This window comes from Kaistella sp. (assembly GCF_049588135.1).
GTDB lineage: Bacteria > Bacteroidota > Bacteroidia > Flavobacteriales > Weeksellaceae > Kaistella.
The window spans coordinates 1-14270 of record NZ_JBAVFG010000005.1 but is presented as its reverse complement, the minus strand read 5'-3'; the positions used below and the strand labels follow the sequence as shown (position 1 = coordinate 14270).

Here is a 14270-nt window from a genome sequence, read left to right as displayed (position 1 = left end):
GTTTTTTGAATAAAACGGAATTCGATTCGGGTTGTTTAATAATTCTTTATCGCTTTGATCTGAATTTTTTTCTGATGAACTTTTTTTCTCAGATCCAAATAATTTACTAAAGAAGTTTTTTATTTTTTGCCAAAATGTGAGTTCAGAAGAGGTCGTGATTGGCTTGTTTTCTTTATGATTATTTTGGTTGATGGTGTTTTTTGCTGAATCTTCTTGGTTATCATTATTAATGTCAATGGATAAATAACTTCGTTCCAATTCGTTGATGCTTCTGGCGGCAAGAACTTTTAAGATTTCAGAGTTTGGATCGATGTCGTACATTTTTTCCATCATCGGAATCGGATTGCTGAAGTCTTGATAAGCAAGAAGAAAATAAGCCATGTTTTTTTCTTTAGGACTTTGGGCTCTTTTCAAAATATTATTAAATGATGCTGAATCTGATAGTTGCATCGATACAAAAGCACTTTCTTTGCGGCTTTTACTGTTCATAAAAACCTGAAAGAAATTCCAGTTCGCTTCATTTCCTTTTTTTAAACCACGTTGTGCACCTGCCAATTGATCGAGCGCTAAATAATAAGGCGCAGATTTTAATTGTAAAGGTTCTACATAAGTCTTAAATGCTTCCTCTGATTTTTCGTAATTTCGGGTATAATGATTAAATCGAACCAGCTGATAGCTGTAACGCAATTTAATTTCCGGATTTTTAGCCGCATGATAAAGTGATGTTAAAGCCGAAATTGTTTTATCATAATTAAGTTCAGTGGCATTCTTGGCATTTTTATCAACATCGAAATAAAATGAATCAGGACTTTCGACGTAATTGATGCGCATAAAAGGTTCCAGATATTTGGCTTCAATTAAGTAGTCAATTCCTTCTTCATACTTTTTATAAGAACCTAATTTCTGCAGAATTAAATTTCCGGCACCACCTTTTTTAAAATCGTTCAAATCCTTCATCGGCATTTCCTCAACCAGAATTTTAGTTTCCGGATATGAAAGTGTATTTCCGAAATACTTTTGCCAACTTTCTATATTTTCGCTTGGAATCTCATAATGTTCATGACCGTAAAATCGATTGGACAACGTATGCAGAAACGGCAAATAGGTTTTGTCTTTAATAATGCTTTGGGTGAATAGATTAAAGTAATCATAATCCGGATCGTACCAAGCGCACGCATTTGATTTAGTAAACATCAGGAAAAATAAAGCTGCGGAAAGAATAGTTTTTTTCATAATTAATAGTTGTGTTGGTCTATAAATCTACGATCTAAATGATAATATATAATGGAATAATTCGAAATTTTCTGATCCAAAAAACTTTTAACTTCCTTTAATTGCTGTTCAGAAATTTGTTCTACTTTAATGGTAAAACCTTTATTCAGGAAATTCCCAAAATAGAAACCGTTTTTCATGATTTCAACTTCCGTTTCAGAGATTTTTTTAAAGTTAGGGTTTTCTAAATCTTTTAAAGAAAGTGCATTGATCAGTTTGTGTTTCCCAACATGATTGGTAACAATTCCCCAGGAATAAATGGGCAAAGCAATATCCATATCTAAAGGATAAAGATCGATGTTTTTCAAATAATTTTTTAAAGTCGAAATATCCAAAATCGAATTTCGATTTGAGTTTTCTAAAGGCGAAGAAGTAGAGTAGCACATCAGATAAACTTTTTCCACAGGCGGAATTCCCGAAAGTTTGCTATTCTTAACTTGATGAAGCCGTAGCGTGCTGGTGATTTCTTTTCCCGAAAATTCTTTTAGTTTTTTAAGAAAGGCGAAATATTCTTTGTTTGTTCCAGCCGTCCAATCGCAATCAATTTGAATTTCATTTGATATCTTGAAACCAAATTCTGTTTGTTTTTTCTTGATTAAAGAATATACGTTTTCAGCTAAGAAGTTAATTTCGTCTAAAGTAATACTGTAAAACACGTCGTTTTTAATAAAGATGACTGGCACTATTTCTTTATCGGTTTCAAAAGTTTGGTCTTTGGTAATCACCGCAACCGGTTGAAATTTCCCCTCTACTTTTTCAACATCGAAAAACCGGGTGTATATATAAGAACTGGTTGATTTTTGTAAAGCGATTTTTTCAGAATTGTTTAGAGAGAGGTGGGTTCGCCAGTAATAAAAGGTGTAATTTCTCTTTTGCGAGTTCTCACAAGAAATCATCAATGTAAAAAGAAGAAAGAAAGGGAATGTTTTCATGTGATAAATTTATAAAAAATTGTAATATGTTAAAAATCAAAATATTTTACACTGTTATATTGTCAATTAAAATATTCTTCATACATTTGCACACTCAATTTAAGGAAGAAGTGCGCCTATTTCAAAAGTAGAAATCACCACAACCTTGATTGATCAACAAGAACTTAATTAGATATATATAAACAATGTCAGGTATTATTGGTAAAAAAATCGGGATGACATCGCTGTTTGACGAGGCTGGGAAGAATATTCCTTGTACCGTTATTCTAGCAGGTCCTTGCTCGGTTTTACAGGTCAGAACCGTAGAAAAAGATGGGTACAAAGCTGCTCAACTTGGTTTCGATGACAAGAGTGGAAAGAACGCTGGTAAAGCGTTAGCTGGTCATTTCAAAAAGGCTGGTTCAACTCCAAAAGCTAAATTGGTAGAATTCAATCATGGATTCGATCATTTAAATGTTGGAGATGAAGTAAAAGTGAACTTATTTGCTCAAGGCGAATATGTTGACGTAACAGGAACTTCAAAAGGTAAAGGTTTCCAAGGGGTTGTGAAAAGACACAACTTCGGTGGGGTAATGCAAGCAACTCATGGACAGCACAACCGATTAAGAGCTCCGGGTTCTATCGGTGCAGGTTCGGATCCTTCTAGAGTATTCAAAGGAATGCGTATGGCAGGAAGAATGGGTGGTAAGCAAGTTACCGTACAAAACCTAGAAGTGTTAAGAGTAGATGAAGAACAAAATCTTTTAGTAGTAAAAGGTGCTGTTCCGGGAGCGAAAAATTCTTATGTAATTATCAGAAAATGGAACTAGTAGTATTTAATACATCAGGAAAAGAAACCGGAAGAAAAGTAACTCTTGACGAAGCGATCTTCGGAATTGAGCCAAATCAGCACGCGGTTTACTTAGAGGTTAAGCAATATCTTGCAGCACAAAGACAAGGTACGCATAAATCAAAAGAAAGAAACGAAATCTCAGGATCAACTAAGAAACTTAAGAAACAAAAAGGTTCTGGTTCTGCAAGATACGGTAGTATAAAATCACCAATCTTCAAAGGTGGAGGTAGAATTTTCGGTCCAAAACCAAGAGACTACAGATTCAAATTGAATAAGGCTTTGAAAAGATTGGCTAAAAAATCAGTTCTTTCACAAAAAATGAGAGATAATTCAATTAAAGTATTAGAGTCTTTCAATTTTGAAGCTCCTAAAACTAAAGAATTTATCAACTTAAACAATGCGTTAGGATTTGAAGGTAAAAAATCTCTTTATATCTTACCGGAAGCGAACAAAAACGTTTATTTGTCATCAAGAAACTTAGCGAAAACTAAAGTTTTGACTTATAACGAAATCAGTTCTTACGATTTGGTAAACGCTGGAGAGATCGTATTCTTAGAAGGTGCTATAGAAAAATTTCAAGAAAATTTAAGAAAATAAATCATGTCTATTATCATTAAACCAATCATCTCAGAAAAAGCAAACTATCTTACAGATTTGAGAGGACAATATTCTTTTTTAGTTAACCCTAAATCGAATAAAATCCAGATCAAAAAAGCGATAGAACTTGCTTACGGTGTAAAAGTAGCAGACATTAGTACAATGATTTATGCTCCTAAAGTTTCTTCGAAACACACCAAAAAAGGATTACAAGTTGGGAAAACCAGCAAATTAAAAAAAGCAGTTGTTGCTCTTGCAGAAGGAGAAGTGATTGATATTTTTGCAACCAACTAAATTAGCATAAGGGATAACCTTATGACAACAATAAAATTTTATTAATTATAAATAATTGTAATGTCTGTTAGAAAATTAAAACCTATCACCCCGGGACAGAGATTCAGAGTTGTAAACAACTTTGATGAAATTACTACCAACAAACCAGAGAAATCTCTAACCGTTGGTATTAGTAAGTCAGGTGGTCGTAACAATACTGGTAAAATGACCATGCGTTACACCGGAGGTGGACACAAACAAAAATACAGAATTATCGACTTCAAAAGAAACAAGTTTGATGTTGAAGCTACGGTAAAAACTGTTGAGTACGATCCAAACAGAACTGCTTTCATCGCTCTATTAGAATATGCAGACGGAGAGAAAAGATATATCATCGCTCCTACTGGTATTAAAGTAGATCAGAAAGTAATCTCCTCAGAAACTGCAGAACCAAACATTGGTAATGCAATGAAGTTGAAAAACATTCCTTTAGGAACTGTTATTTCTTGTATCGAATTGAAACCTGGTCAAGGTGGAATTATGGCAAGAAGTGCAGGATCATCGGCACAGTTAACTTCAAGAGATAAGAAATACGTTATCATTAAATTACCTTCAGGAGAATCTAGAATGGTTCTTGGTGAATGTATGGCAATGATTGGTGCAGTATCTAACCACGATCACATGCTTACCGTTTCTGGTAAAGCAGGTAGAAGCAGATGGTTGGGTAGAAGACCTAGAACAAGACCAGTAGTAATGAACCCTGTCGATCACCCAATGGGAGGTGGAGAAGGTAAATCTTCTGGAGGTCATCCAAGATCAAGAAATGGTATGCCTTCTAAAGGTTACAAAACCAGAAAGAAAAATAAAGCATCTAACCGTCATATCATATCTAAAAGAAAATAATTATGTCAAGATCACTTAAAAAAGGACCTTTCATTCATCACACTTTAGATAAGAAGGTTCAGACAAATATAGAGTCTGGTAAGAAGACAGTAATCAAAACTTGGTCTAGAGCATCAATGATCTCTCCAGACTTCGTAGGGCAAACCATCGCAGTACACAACGGGAAATCTTTTATCCCAGTTTATGTAACTGAAAATATGGTAGGTCATAAGTTAGGCGAATTTTCTCCGACAAGATCTTTTAGAGGTCACGGCGGTAACAAAAATAAAGGAGGTAGATAATCATGGGATCAAGAAAAAGAGAAAGTGCATTGGCACGTAAAATAGCAAATCAAGATGTAGCAAAAGCGTTGCATAATGACTGCCCATCTTCTCCTAGAAAAATGAGATTAGTAGCTGATATCATTAGAGGAGTAGAAGTAGATAAGGCATTGAGTATCCTTAAATTTTCCAAAAAAGATGCTTCAAATAAATTAGAGAAAGTACTTCTTTCTGCGATGGCTAACTGGCAATCAAAGAACGAAGGTGCTGATATCGAAGAAGCAAACTTAATCGTAAAAGAAATTATGGTTGACAGTGCAAGACAATTGAAGAGACTAAGACCGGCACCACAAGGAAGAGGTCATAGAATCAGAAAAAGATCAAACCACATCACTTTAATTTTAGGAACTAAAGATAATAAATAATCAAGGTATGGGACAGAAGACAAATCCAATTGGTAACAGATTAGGTATCATCAGAGGATGGGATTCAAACTGGTATGGTGGTAAAGATTATGGAGACAGAATCGCAGAAGACTACAAAATCAGAAGATACCTTGAGGCGAGATTATCTAAAGGTGGAATTTCAAAAATCTTTATCGAAAGAACATTGAAATTAGTAACCATTACAATTACGACTGCTAGACCGGGATTAATCATCGGTAAAGGAGGACAGGAAGTTGATAAATTAAAAGAAGAATTAAAAAAATTGACGGATAAAGATATCCAGATCAATATCTTCGAAATCAAAAGACCTGAACTTGACGCAGTTTTAGTTGCAGACAGTATTGCAAAACAAATCGAAAATAGAATTTCTTACAGAAGAGCCGTGAAAATGGCAATTCAAAGCACCATGAGAATGGGAGCTGAAGGAATCAAAGTTCAGATTTCTGGTAGATTAAACGGAGCTGAGATGGCAAGAAGCGAAAACTTCAAAGAAGGAAGAATTCCATTGTCAACTTTTAGAGCAGATATCGATTACCATATCGGTGAAGCACTTACTCAGTACGGGAAACTAGGAGTGAAAGTTTGGATTATGAAAGGTGAAGTATACGGAAAACGTGACCTTAGCCCACTAGTAGGACAACAGAAAAAAGCACCTGCAGGAAGAGGAGATAGAAATGAGAGAGGAGACAGAGGCGATAGAAGACCAAGAGATAGAAAATAATTAATGAAATTTTGGAGGATACTTTTTAAATGACCGTTACTTTTTTAAAATCTAAAATCTAAAATCTAAAATTCCTAGAAATTATGTTACAACCAAGAAGAACCAAATTCCGTAAAGTTCACAAGATGAAAATGAAGGGGATTGCCCAAAGAGGTAGTCAACTTGCATACGGAACTTTCGGGATCAAAGCTAATGAAGGAGCTTGGATCACTGCAAGACAAATTGAAGCAGCGCGTATTGCTGCGACAAGATATATGAAAAGAGAAGGTCAGTTATGGATCAAGATATTTCCGGACAAACCTATTACTAAAAAACCAGCCGAAGTAAGGATGGGGAAAGGTAAAGGTGCAGTGGAATATTGGGTATCTGTAGTGAAACCTGGTAAAATTATGTTTGAAGTAGGTGGAGTTCCTTATGAAGTTGCGAAAGAAGCACTTCGTCTAGCAGCTCAGAAACTTCCTGTAACTACAAGATTTGTAGTAGCTAACGATTTTGTTCAACCTCAATAATTTAATTAAAATGAAAAAAGCTGACATCAAAAATCTAAGCGCAGGAGATCTTCAAAATAAATTAGTTGAAGCAAAAGCAGATTTCAATAAAATGAAATTATCGCACAGCATCAGCCCGATTGAAAATCCAATTCAAATTAAAGACATGAGAAGAATGATCGCTCGTCTGGAAACTGAATTAACACTAAAACAACAATCATAATTTTCCTTTTATCATGGATAGAAATTTAAGAAAAGAAAGAATCGGAATTGTTTCTAGCAATAAAATGGAAAAAACCATTGTTGTAAGTGAAACGACGAGAGTAAAACACCCGATGTATGGTAAGTTCGTTTTGAAAACGAAAAAATATACCGCTCATGATGAGAACAACGAGTGTACTGAAGGTGATACAGTATTGATTACTGAAACAAGACCTTTAAGTAAAAGTAAAAGATGGAGATTAGTAAGAATCATTGAAAAAGCTAAGTAATGTTACAAACCGAATCAAGATTAAAAGTTGCTGATAACACTGGTGCAAAAGAAGTACTAGTAATCAGAGTTCTAGGAGGAACTAGAAGAAGATATGCTTCAGTTGGTGATAAAATCGTAGTTACTATCAAAGATTCTACACCACAAGGAACCGCAAAAAAAGGAACTATTTCTAAAGCTGTAGTGGTAAGAACTAAAAAAGCAGTAAGAAGAAAAGATGGATCATACATCAAATTCGACGACAACGCTTGTGTTCTTCTAAATGCTACTGGGGAAATGAGAGGTACCCGTGTTTTCGGACCGGTTGCTCGTGAACTAAGAGACAAAGAATATATGAAAGTCATTTCATTAGCTCCTGAAGTACTTTAATTTTAAAATTTACAGAAAATGACAAAGTTAAAAATCAAAAGAGGAGATAACGTAATCATCACTACCGGTAAGAAAGAAATTAAAGGTAAAAAAGGTGAAGTTATTGAAGTGATCAGAAAAGAAGGCAAAGACGCTAGAGTAATTGTTGCAGGTTTAAATATTGTTAAAAAACATACCAAGCCATCTGCAGGAAATCCACAAGGCGGAATTGTAGAAAAAGAAGCATCAATCCATATTTCAAATGTTATGCTTATCGACAAAAACGGTAAAGCTACTAAAACAGGAACTAAGGTAGAAGGTGATAAAAAAGTAAGAGTTGCTAAATCAACCGGTGAAACTTTATAATTAAACGACGATGGAATATATAGCAAGACCAAAACAAATATATAAAGAGAAAATTGTTCCTACAATGATGGAAGAATTTGGGTACAAATCTGTGATGCAGGTTCCTAAATTATTGAAGATCGTTGTGTCACAAGGTTTGGGTGCAGCAACAGCTGACAAGAAAATTGTAGATTACGGAATCGAAGAACTTACAGCAATCACCGGTCAAAAAGCAGTAGGAACTCTTTCTAAGAAAGATGAGGCAGCTTTTAAATTAAGAAAAGGAATGCCTGTAGGAGCTAGAGTTACTTTAAGAGCAAATCAAATGTATGAGTTCTTAGACCGATTAACTTCTTCAGCTTTACCACGAATCAGAGATTTTAACGGTATTAAAGCAGATGGTTTCGACGGAAGAGGAAATTACAACTTAGGGATTACAGAACAAATCATCTTCCCAGAGATTGCAATTGACAAAGTAAAAAAAATCCAAGGGATGGACATTACTTTCGTAACTTCCGCAAAAACTGACAAAGAAGCTAAATCACTATTAACGCATTTCGGTATGCCTTTCAAAAAGAACTAAGATGGCTAAAGAATCAATGAAAGCGCGTGAGCGCAAAAGAGAAGCTACGGTAGCAAAATATGCAGAGAAAAGAAAAGCTTTAAAAGAAGCTGGTGACTATGCAGGTTTACAATTATTGCCGAAAGATGCTTCACCTGTAAGACTACACAACAGATGTAAATTAACAGGAAGACCAAGAGGTTACATGAGAACATTCGGTCTTTCAAGAGTAACTTTCAGAGAAATGGCCAACAAAGGTCTTATCCCGGGAGTGAAAAAAGCTAGTTGGTAACAATTTAGAACAATCGAGACAGCAAAGTTGCTGATGGCAGTTAGCGAATAGCTATTAGCCAAATGTCAATCGCCATTAGCAATACTGGCTGTCATAAACCAATAATTTAAAATAGAAAAATGGTAACAGATCCAATTTCAGATTTCCTAACCAGAGTAAGGAACGCACAAAGCGCAGGCCACAAAGTGGTGGATATTCCTGCATCGAAAATCAAAAAGGAGATTACAAAAATTTTGTTTGATCAAGGTTATATTTTGAACTACAAGTTCGAAGATAACGCTGTTCAAGGAAATATCAAAATCGCTTTAAAGTACGACAAAACAACCAACAAACCTATTATCAAAAGCATCCAAAGAGCTTCAAGACCAGGTTTAAGACAATACAAAGGATCAGCTGAGCTGCCAAGAGTATTGAACGGTTTGGGAATTGCAATTATCTCAACTTCTAGAGGAGTAATGACCGATAAAAAAGCACGTCAGGAAAAAGTTGGTGGAGAAGTAATCTGCTATGTTTATTAATAAATAATCAAAGGAAAATGTCAAGAATTGGTAAATCAATTATAGAGATTCCCGCTAATGTTACTGTAACCGAGAAAGACGGTTTGGTAACTGTGAAAGGACCAAAAGGAGAACTTTCACAGCAATTAGAAGAAGGAATTACTCTTAAACAAGAAGACGGAATCTTAACTTTAGACCGACCTTCGGAATCAAAACAACACAAAGCATTACACGGTCTTTACAGAGCGTTAATCAATAACATGGTTCAAGGGACTGCCCAAGGGTGGACAAAAAAACTAGAACTTGTAGGAGTAGGATATAGAGCATCTAATCAAGGAAACAGATTAGATTTGGCTTTAGGATTCTCACACGGGATCGTATTAGATCTTCCTAAAGAAATCGTGGTAGAAACTTTATCTGAAAAAGGTAAAAACCCTATCATTACCTTAACATCATTTGACAAACAATTATTAGGAATGGTTGCTGCAAAGATTAGATCTTTCAGAAAACCAGAACCATATAAAGGAAAAGGTGTTAGATTCGTTGGAGAAATTGTAAGACGTAAAGCTGGTAAATCTGCTTAATTTTAAAACTTAAGAACATGGCACTAAGCAAAGTACAAAAAAGAAATAGAATTAAAAGAAGAGTAAGAGGGAAAATCTCTGGCTCTGCTGAATTACCAAGATTATCTGTTTACAAAAGCAATAAAGAAATTTACGCGCAATTGATCGACGATAAAGACGGTAAAACTTTAGCTTCAGCTTCATCAAGAACGCTGAATGCAAAAGGAAACAAAGTTGAAATCTCTGCAGAAGTAGGTAAAGCAATCGCTGAAAAAGCTAAAGCTGTAGGAATTGAAAATATAGTGTTCGACAGAAACGGATTCGTATACCATGGCAGAGTGAAAGCTTTAGCTGACGGTGCGAGAGAAGGCGGACTAAAATTCTAATCATTAAATTTCGGAAATATGTTAGGACTAGATAATATAGAAAAAATCAAACCGGGAGGATTAGAACTTAAAGATCGTCTCGTTTCAGTGAATAGAGTAACTAAAGTAACTAAAGGAGGTAGAGCTTTCGGATTTTCTGCAATCGTGGTTGTAGGAGACGAAGCAGGAACTGTTGGTTTCGGTTTAGGGAAATCTAAAGAAGTAGCTTCAGCTATTGCAAAAGCAGTAGAAGATGCTAAGAAAAACTTAGTGAAAGTTCCTGTAGTAAACCATACGATTCCTCACCAAACTTCTGCAAGATACGGTGGAGCAGACATCTTCTTAAGACCTGCAACTCATGGTACTGGTGTAATCGCTGGTGGTACAGTTCGTATGGTTATTGAAGCTGCTGGTATTAAAGATATTCTTTCAAAATCTAAAGGTTCATCTAACCCGCATAATGTTGTGAAAGCAACTTTTAAAGCGTTATTAGATATCAGAAGACCTGAGGAAATTGCAAGATTGAGAGGTATTTCATTAAATAAAGTGTTTAACGGTTAATATAAAAGCAATGGCAAAAATTCAAATCAAACAAGTAAGAAGCGCTATTGGTAGAACCAAAACTCAAAAGAGAACGCTTGAAGCATTAGGATTGAAAAAACTTCACCAAGTGGTTGAACATGACGATACCCCTGCAATTTTAGGAATGGTAGCGGCAGTAGGTCACTTACTAGAAGTACAAAAATAGAAAATTGACAAAGAGACAAGAGACTTGATTATGATAGTCTCTTATCTCTAATCTTTAAATCTCAAATCTAAAAAATAATGAATTTAAATAATATTAGACCTGCAGCAGGTTCTACTCACAGTACTAAAAGAATCGGTAGAGGACAAGGTAGTGGTAAAGGTGGTACGGCTGGGAAAGGTCACAATGGTCAGCAAGCAAGAGCTGGTTATTCTCAGAAAATTGGTTTCGAAGGTGGGCAAATGCCTTTGCAAAGAAGGTTACCGAAATTCGGTTTCACCAACGTCAATAGAAAAGAATATAGAGGAATTAATGTTGACACCCTTCAAATTTTAGCTGATACGAAAAATATCACTGAAATTACACAAGAGGTATTAGTAGCAAATGGTTTAGCTAAAAAAAGCGAAATCGTGAAAATTATGGGCAGAGGAGAATTGAAAGCTGGTATTTCAGTTTCTGCACACAAATTCACCAAATCTGCAGAAGAAGCAATTGCTAAAGCTGGAGGTAAAGCAATTACTCTATAATATTTACAATGAAAGAATTTATACAAACACTAAAAAACATTTGGAGTCTTAAGGAACTTAGAGAGAAAATAATGTTCACTCTAGGGATCGTCCTCGTGTATAGATTCGCATCTTATATTTCCTTACCGGCCATTAATATGGCAGAGGTAGGGAATCTTTTGGATATTTACAAGAACCAAGGAGGCAACAAGCAAGGAGCAGGACTTCTTGGGTTGCTTTCTTCGTTTACAGGTGGGGCATTTAGCAGGGCGTCAATTATGGCACTCGGAATTATGCCTTATATTTCTGCTTCCATTATTGTGCAGTTAATGGGTATGGCAATTCCATATCTTCAGAAATTGCAGAAAGATGGTGAAAGTGGTAGAAATACCTTAAACCAAATTACAAGATGGTTAACTATTGCAGTTTGTTTGGTACAGGCACCTTCTTACCTTACTTCAATCACTCAAATGTTCTTGCCGCACGCACAGTTTGCTTCTGCTTATTATGTAAATCCGCAGTCCATTATGTTCTGGTTGCCAAGTATTGTGATTTTGGTTGCTGGTTCTGTATTCGCAATGTGGTTAGGAGAGAAGATTACTGATAAAGGAATTGGAAACGGGATATCAATACTTATTATGGTAGGGATTCTTGCTGATTTTCCAGGAGCTTTTATTCAGGAAGTTGCAACTCAAACAGGTAAAGGTGGTTTTGGTACCATTATGATCCTTATTGAAGTGCTGTTCTGGATGCTGGTTGTTCTTTTAGCAATCATTCTTTCGGTCGCAGTGCGGAAAATTCCTATTCAGTATGTAAGTAGAGCCCAGGCAAGAGGTGGGGTAAATAGAAATTTAATGCAAGGTGCAAGACAATGGATTCCTTTAAAAGTGAATGCTTCGGGAGTAATGCCAATCATCTTTGCTCAAGCATTAATGTTTGTACCAGGATTATTAACGAAAGTTGACGAATCCAATACCTTCTTAGCTGGATTCAAAAATGTATTTAGTTGGCAGTACAATGTATTGTTTGCATTATTAATTATCATCTTCTCATTTTTCTATACCGCAATTACAATTCCGGTGAATCAAATGGCTGATGATTTAAAAAGAAATGGTGGGTTAATACCTAAGGTAAGACCCGGGAAAGAAACCGCTGATTATCTGGATGATATTTTATCAAAAATAACTTTGCCAGGTTCTATCTTTTTAGCTATCTTTGCAATCCTTCCAGCACTTGTGCATGGAGCGTTTGTTCAGACCGATCGTTTCGCCCTGTTTTTCGGGGGTACATCACTTTTGATTATGGTCGGGGTAATCTTAGATACAGTACAGCAAATCAATACATATTTGTTGAATCATCATTATGATGGATTAATGCAGTCTAAATTGTCTAGAACAAACAATAATTTGTAATTAGATAAATGGCAAAACAAAAACATATTGAACAAGACGGCGTTATTACGGAAGCACTTTCGAACGCCCAATTCCGTGTCGAACTAGAAAATGGGCATGTACTTATTGCACACATTTCTGGTAAGATGCGAATGCATTATATTAAACTTTTACCTGGCGACAAGGTGAAATTAGAGCTATCTCCTTATGACTTGTCAAAAGGAAGAATCACATTTAGATATTAATTTCAGAGAAATCTGAATATTATTATAAACGGAAACAAAATGAAATCCTAGGATTCCATTTGTCATTTAAATATTTAAACAAAAGGGAATGTAATCAGAGGATTGCATTTAACCGTTGGAAAATTAAACAAAATCAAATGAAAGTTAGAGCATCTATCAAAAAAAGAAGTGCTGATTGTAAAATTGTTCGCAGAAAAGGCGTTCTATTTGTAATCAACAAGAAGAACCCAAAATTTAAACAAAGACAAGGCTAAAATTAAATTATGGCGAGAATTTCCGGTATTGATTTACCAAAAAACAAACGAGGCGTTATCGGTTTAACTTATATCTATGGTGTTGGAAGAAGTACTTCTTCTGAGATCTTGAAAGCAGCCGGCATCAGCGAAGACAAGAAAGTCAACGAATGGAATGACGATGAATTGGCATTAATCAGAAACTACATCACCGAAAACATTAAAGTGGAAGGTGAATTGCGTTCTGAAACACAACTAAACATCAAGCGATTGATGGATATTGGTTGCCAACGAGGAATACGTCACAGACTAGGATTACCTTTAAGAGGACAAAGAACTAAGAATAATTCTAGAACCCGAAAAGGAAAGAGAAAAACTGTTGCTAACAAGAAAAAAGCAAGTAAATAATCGGTAAGAATTATGGCAAAACAGACAAAAGCAGTTAAGAAAAGAAAAGTAAAAGTTGAAGCAATTGGTGAAGCACATATCCAAGCGACTTTCAATAATATTATCATTTCTTTAACCAATAAAAGTGGAGAAGTAATCTCGTGGGCATCTGCCGGAAAAATGGGATTCAGAGGTTCAAAGAAGAATACTCCTTTTGCAGCGCAAATGGCTGCGGAAAATTGCTCAACAGTAGCACACGATGCTGGACTACGCAGAGTAAAGGTTTACGTGAAAGGTCCCGGTGCAGGTAGAGAATCTGCCATCAGAACTATTCACAATTCAGGAATTGAAGTTAGTGAAATCGTTGATGTGACTCCAATGCCACACAATGGTTGTAGACCACCAAAAAGAAGAAGAGTATAATCTATTATTTTATGTTTTAGCTTTAAATAATAATGAGCAAACATTATTAATCTAAAATCTAAAATCTAGAATCTAAAATCTTAAAAAATATGGCAAGATATATTGGACCAAAAACAAAGATTGCAAGAAAGTTTGGAGTTGCAATCTACGGAGA

General features: G+C 35.4%; 26 protein-coding genes and 2 pseudogenes. 26 read left to right on the top strand and 2 right to left on the bottom strand.

Annotated features, from left to right (window positions below):
• A pseudogene (locus WBY99_RS00440) lies at positions 1-1233 on the bottom strand (hypothetical protein); the annotation flags it as partial.
• Between the two features lie 2 nt (positions 1234-1235).
• Complete coding sequence (locus tag WBY99_RS00435) at positions 1236-2204, bottom strand: hypothetical protein (RefSeq protein WP_423974380.1); 969 nt, start codon at positions 2202-2204, stop codon at positions 1236-1238.
• Positions 2205-2389: 185 nt separating this feature from the next.
• On the opposite strand from WBY99_RS00435, the gene rplC reads away from it, so the two are divergent.
• From rplC to WBY99_RS00305, 26 genes and pseudogenes are all read left to right on the top strand, one after another.
• Positions 2390-3013, top strand: a complete 624-nt coding sequence (gene rplC / locus WBY99_RS00430) for a 50S ribosomal protein L3 (RefSeq protein ID WP_423974379.1) — start codon at positions 2390-2392, stop codon at positions 3011-3013.
• Entirely contained in the window at positions 3004-3633 is a 630-nt protein-coding gene (gene rplD / locus WBY99_RS00425; protein ID WP_423974378.1) for a 50S ribosomal protein L4, read from the top strand. Before rplC ends, rplD begins: the two co-directional genes overlap by 10 nt.
• A 3-nt stretch (positions 3634-3636) precedes the next feature.
• The gene (rplW, locus tag WBY99_RS00420) at positions 3637-3927 is read left to right on the top strand and encodes a 50S ribosomal protein L23 (protein WP_305520477.1); all 291 of its coding nucleotides are present in this window, start codon (positions 3637-3639) and stop codon (positions 3925-3927) included.
• A 60-nt stretch (positions 3928-3987) separates the two neighbouring features.
• The gene (rplB, locus tag WBY99_RS00415) at positions 3988-4809 is read left to right on the top strand and encodes a 50S ribosomal protein L2 (RefSeq protein ID WP_423974377.1); all 822 of its coding nucleotides are present in this window, start codon (positions 3988-3990) and stop codon (positions 4807-4809) included.
• A gap of 2 nt (positions 4810-4811) precedes the next feature.
• Positions 4812-5090 (top strand): 30S ribosomal protein S19, encoded by a 279-nt coding sequence (gene rpsS / locus WBY99_RS00410; RefSeq protein ID WP_039341565.1) that lies wholly within the window; start codon positions 4812-4814, stop codon positions 5088-5090.
• Positions 5091-5092: 2 nt separating this feature from the next.
• Positions 5093-5494: a 50S ribosomal protein L22 gene (gene rplV, locus WBY99_RS00405; protein WP_423974376.1), complete on the top strand. Its 402-nt coding sequence runs from the start codon at positions 5093-5095 to the stop codon at positions 5492-5494.
• A gap of 7 nt (positions 5495-5501) precedes the next feature.
• Entirely contained in the window at positions 5502-6236 is a 735-nt protein-coding gene (gene rpsC, locus WBY99_RS00400; RefSeq protein ID WP_423974375.1) for a 30S ribosomal protein S3, read from the top strand.
• A gap of 83 nt (positions 6237-6319) precedes the next feature.
• A complete protein-coding gene (rplP, locus tag WBY99_RS00395; RefSeq protein ID WP_133439497.1) occupies positions 6320-6745 on the top strand; it encodes a 50S ribosomal protein L16 in 426 nt (141 codons plus the stop codon).
• Positions 6746-6755: 10 nt separating this feature from the next.
• Positions 6756-6947, top strand: a complete 192-nt coding sequence (gene rpmC / locus WBY99_RS00390; RefSeq protein WP_423974374.1) for a 50S ribosomal protein L29 — start codon at positions 6756-6758, stop codon at positions 6945-6947.
• A gap of 10 nt (positions 6948-6957) precedes the next feature.
• A complete protein-coding gene (gene rpsQ / locus WBY99_RS00385; RefSeq protein WP_088263399.1) occupies positions 6958-7215 on the top strand; it encodes a 30S ribosomal protein S17 in 258 nt (85 codons plus the stop codon).
• Positions 7215-7583 (top strand): 50S ribosomal protein L14, encoded by a 369-nt coding sequence (gene rplN, locus WBY99_RS00380; protein ID WP_133439499.1) that lies wholly within the window; start codon positions 7215-7217, stop codon positions 7581-7583. The genes rpsQ and rplN overlap by 1 nt, the downstream gene beginning before the upstream one ends.
• Positions 7584-7601: 18 nt before the next feature.
• Positions 7602-7928: a 50S ribosomal protein L24 gene (gene rplX, locus WBY99_RS00375; protein WP_423974373.1), complete on the top strand. Its 327-nt coding sequence runs from the start codon at positions 7602-7604 to the stop codon at positions 7926-7928.
• A 10-nt stretch (positions 7929-7938) separates the two neighbouring features.
• A complete protein-coding gene (gene rplE, locus WBY99_RS00370; RefSeq protein WP_193811636.1) occupies positions 7939-8490 on the top strand; it encodes a 50S ribosomal protein L5 in 552 nt (183 codons plus the stop codon).
• 1 nt (position 8491) lies between these two features.
• The gene (gene rpsN, locus WBY99_RS00365) at positions 8492-8761 is read left to right on the top strand and encodes a 30S ribosomal protein S14 (RefSeq protein WP_039341538.1); all 270 of its coding nucleotides are present in this window, start codon (positions 8492-8494) and stop codon (positions 8759-8761) included.
• Positions 8762-8880: 119 nt separating this feature from the next.
• Positions 8881-9279, top strand: a complete 399-nt coding sequence (rpsH, locus tag WBY99_RS00360; RefSeq protein ID WP_423974372.1) for a 30S ribosomal protein S8 — start codon at positions 8881-8883, stop codon at positions 9277-9279.
• Positions 9280-9296: 17 nt separating this feature from the next.
• Positions 9297-9842 carry a 50S ribosomal protein L6 gene (rplF, locus tag WBY99_RS00355; RefSeq protein ID WP_423974371.1) on the top strand — a complete coding sequence of 182 codons (546 nt, stop codon included), beginning with the start codon at positions 9297-9299 and terminating at the stop codon, positions 9840-9842.
• A 17-nt stretch (positions 9843-9859) separates the two neighbouring features.
• Positions 9860-10207 (top strand): 50S ribosomal protein L18, encoded by a 348-nt coding sequence (gene rplR / locus WBY99_RS00350; protein WP_423974370.1) that lies wholly within the window; start codon positions 9860-9862, stop codon positions 10205-10207.
• An 18-nt stretch (positions 10208-10225) separates the two neighbouring features.
• Positions 10226-10747 carry a 30S ribosomal protein S5 gene (gene rpsE, locus WBY99_RS00345; protein ID WP_133439506.1) on the top strand — a complete coding sequence of 174 codons (522 nt, stop codon included), beginning with the start codon at positions 10226-10228 and terminating at the stop codon, positions 10745-10747.
• Between the two features lie 10 nt (positions 10748-10757).
• Positions 10758-10934: a 50S ribosomal protein L30 gene (gene rpmD, locus WBY99_RS00340; protein ID WP_133439507.1), complete on the top strand. Its 177-nt coding sequence runs from the start codon at positions 10758-10760 to the stop codon at positions 10932-10934.
• 77 nt (positions 10935-11011) lie between these two features.
• Entirely contained in the window at positions 11012-11458 is a 447-nt protein-coding gene (gene rplO, locus WBY99_RS00335) for a 50S ribosomal protein L15 (RefSeq protein ID WP_423974369.1), read from the top strand.
• Between the two features lie 8 nt (positions 11459-11466).
• Entirely contained in the window at positions 11467-12849 is a 1383-nt protein-coding gene (gene secY, locus WBY99_RS00330; RefSeq protein WP_423974368.1) for a preprotein translocase subunit SecY, read from the top strand.
• An 8-nt stretch (positions 12850-12857) separates the two neighbouring features.
• Positions 12858-13073, top strand: a complete 216-nt coding sequence (gene infA, locus WBY99_RS00325) for a translation initiation factor IF-1 (protein ID WP_031503426.1) — start codon at positions 12858-12860, stop codon at positions 13071-13073.
• Positions 13074-13210: 137 nt separating this feature from the next.
• Complete coding sequence (rpmJ, locus tag WBY99_RS00320) at positions 13211-13327, top strand: 50S ribosomal protein L36 (protein WP_007839480.1); 117 nt, start codon at positions 13211-13213, stop codon at positions 13325-13327.
• 9 nt (positions 13328-13336) lie between these two features.
• Positions 13337-13714, top strand: coding sequence for a 30S ribosomal protein S13 (gene rpsM / locus WBY99_RS00315; protein WP_133439512.1), 378 nt, complete (start codon positions 13337-13339; stop codon positions 13712-13714).
• Positions 13715-13726: 12 nt separating this feature from the next.
• The gene (gene rpsK / locus WBY99_RS00310; RefSeq protein WP_027376638.1) at positions 13727-14116 is read left to right on the top strand and encodes a 30S ribosomal protein S11; all 390 of its coding nucleotides are present in this window, start codon (positions 13727-13729) and stop codon (positions 14114-14116) included.
• Between the two features lie 89 nt (positions 14117-14205).
• Positions 14206-14270 (top strand): annotated as a pseudogene (locus WBY99_RS00305) (30S ribosomal protein S4); the annotation flags it as partial.

What these genes read in the sequence shown, in the direction of transcription:
- WBY99_RS00435 (WP_423974380.1), bottom strand. Translation starts at nt 2,204, where the DNA reads ATGAAAACATTCCCTTTCTTTCTTCTTTTTACATTGATGATTTCTTGT.
- rplC (WP_423974379.1), top strand. Translation starts at nt 2,390, where the DNA reads ATGTCAGGTATTATTGGTAAAAAAATCGGGATGACATCGCTGTTTGAC.
- rplD (WP_423974378.1), top strand. Translation starts at nt 3,004, where the DNA reads ATGGAACTAGTAGTATTTAATACATCAGGAAAAGAAACCGGAAGAAAA.
- rplW (WP_305520477.1), top strand. Translation starts at nt 3,637, where the DNA reads ATGTCTATTATCATTAAACCAATCATCTCAGAAAAAGCAAACTATCTT.
- rplB (WP_423974377.1), top strand. Translation starts at nt 3,988, where the DNA reads ATGTCTGTTAGAAAATTAAAACCTATCACCCCGGGACAGAGATTCAGA.
- rpsS (WP_039341565.1), top strand. Translation starts at nt 4,812, where the DNA reads ATGTCAAGATCACTTAAAAAAGGACCTTTCATTCATCACACTTTAGAT.
- rplV (WP_423974376.1), top strand. Translation starts at nt 5,093, where the DNA reads ATGGGATCAAGAAAAAGAGAAAGTGCATTGGCACGTAAAATAGCAAAT.
- rpsC (WP_423974375.1), top strand. Translation starts at nt 5,502, where the DNA reads ATGGGACAGAAGACAAATCCAATTGGTAACAGATTAGGTATCATCAGA.
- rplP (WP_133439497.1), top strand. Translation starts at nt 6,320, where the DNA reads ATGTTACAACCAAGAAGAACCAAATTCCGTAAAGTTCACAAGATGAAA.
- rpmC (WP_423974374.1), top strand. Translation starts at nt 6,756, where the DNA reads ATGAAAAAAGCTGACATCAAAAATCTAAGCGCAGGAGATCTTCAAAAT.
- rplN (WP_133439499.1), top strand. Translation starts at nt 7,215, where the DNA reads ATGTTACAAACCGAATCAAGATTAAAAGTTGCTGATAACACTGGTGCA.
- rplX (WP_423974373.1), top strand. Translation starts at nt 7,602, where the DNA reads ATGACAAAGTTAAAAATCAAAAGAGGAGATAACGTAATCATCACTACC.
- rplE (WP_193811636.1), top strand. Translation starts at nt 7,939, where the DNA reads ATGGAATATATAGCAAGACCAAAACAAATATATAAAGAGAAAATTGTT.
- rpsN (WP_039341538.1), top strand. Translation starts at nt 8,492, where the DNA reads ATGGCTAAAGAATCAATGAAAGCGCGTGAGCGCAAAAGAGAAGCTACG.
- rpsH (WP_423974372.1), top strand. Translation starts at nt 8,881, where the DNA reads ATGGTAACAGATCCAATTTCAGATTTCCTAACCAGAGTAAGGAACGCA.
- rplF (WP_423974371.1), top strand. Translation starts at nt 9,297, where the DNA reads ATGTCAAGAATTGGTAAATCAATTATAGAGATTCCCGCTAATGTTACT.
- rplR (WP_423974370.1), top strand. Translation starts at nt 9,860, where the DNA reads ATGGCACTAAGCAAAGTACAAAAAAGAAATAGAATTAAAAGAAGAGTA.
- rpsE (WP_133439506.1), top strand. Translation starts at nt 10,226, where the DNA reads ATGTTAGGACTAGATAATATAGAAAAAATCAAACCGGGAGGATTAGAA.
- rpmD (WP_133439507.1), top strand. Translation starts at nt 10,758, where the DNA reads ATGGCAAAAATTCAAATCAAACAAGTAAGAAGCGCTATTGGTAGAACC.
- rplO (WP_423974369.1), top strand. Translation starts at nt 11,012, where the DNA reads ATGAATTTAAATAATATTAGACCTGCAGCAGGTTCTACTCACAGTACT.
- secY (WP_423974368.1), top strand. Translation starts at nt 11,467, where the DNA reads ATGAAAGAATTTATACAAACACTAAAAAACATTTGGAGTCTTAAGGAA.
- infA (WP_031503426.1), top strand. Translation starts at nt 12,858, where the DNA reads ATGGCAAAACAAAAACATATTGAACAAGACGGCGTTATTACGGAAGCA.
- rpmJ (WP_007839480.1), top strand. Translation starts at nt 13,211, where the DNA reads ATGAAAGTTAGAGCATCTATCAAAAAAAGAAGTGCTGATTGTAAAATT.
- rpsM (WP_133439512.1), top strand. Translation starts at nt 13,337, where the DNA reads ATGGCGAGAATTTCCGGTATTGATTTACCAAAAAACAAACGAGGCGTT.
- rpsK (WP_027376638.1), top strand. Translation starts at nt 13,727, where the DNA reads ATGGCAAAACAGACAAAAGCAGTTAAGAAAAGAAAAGTAAAAGTTGAA.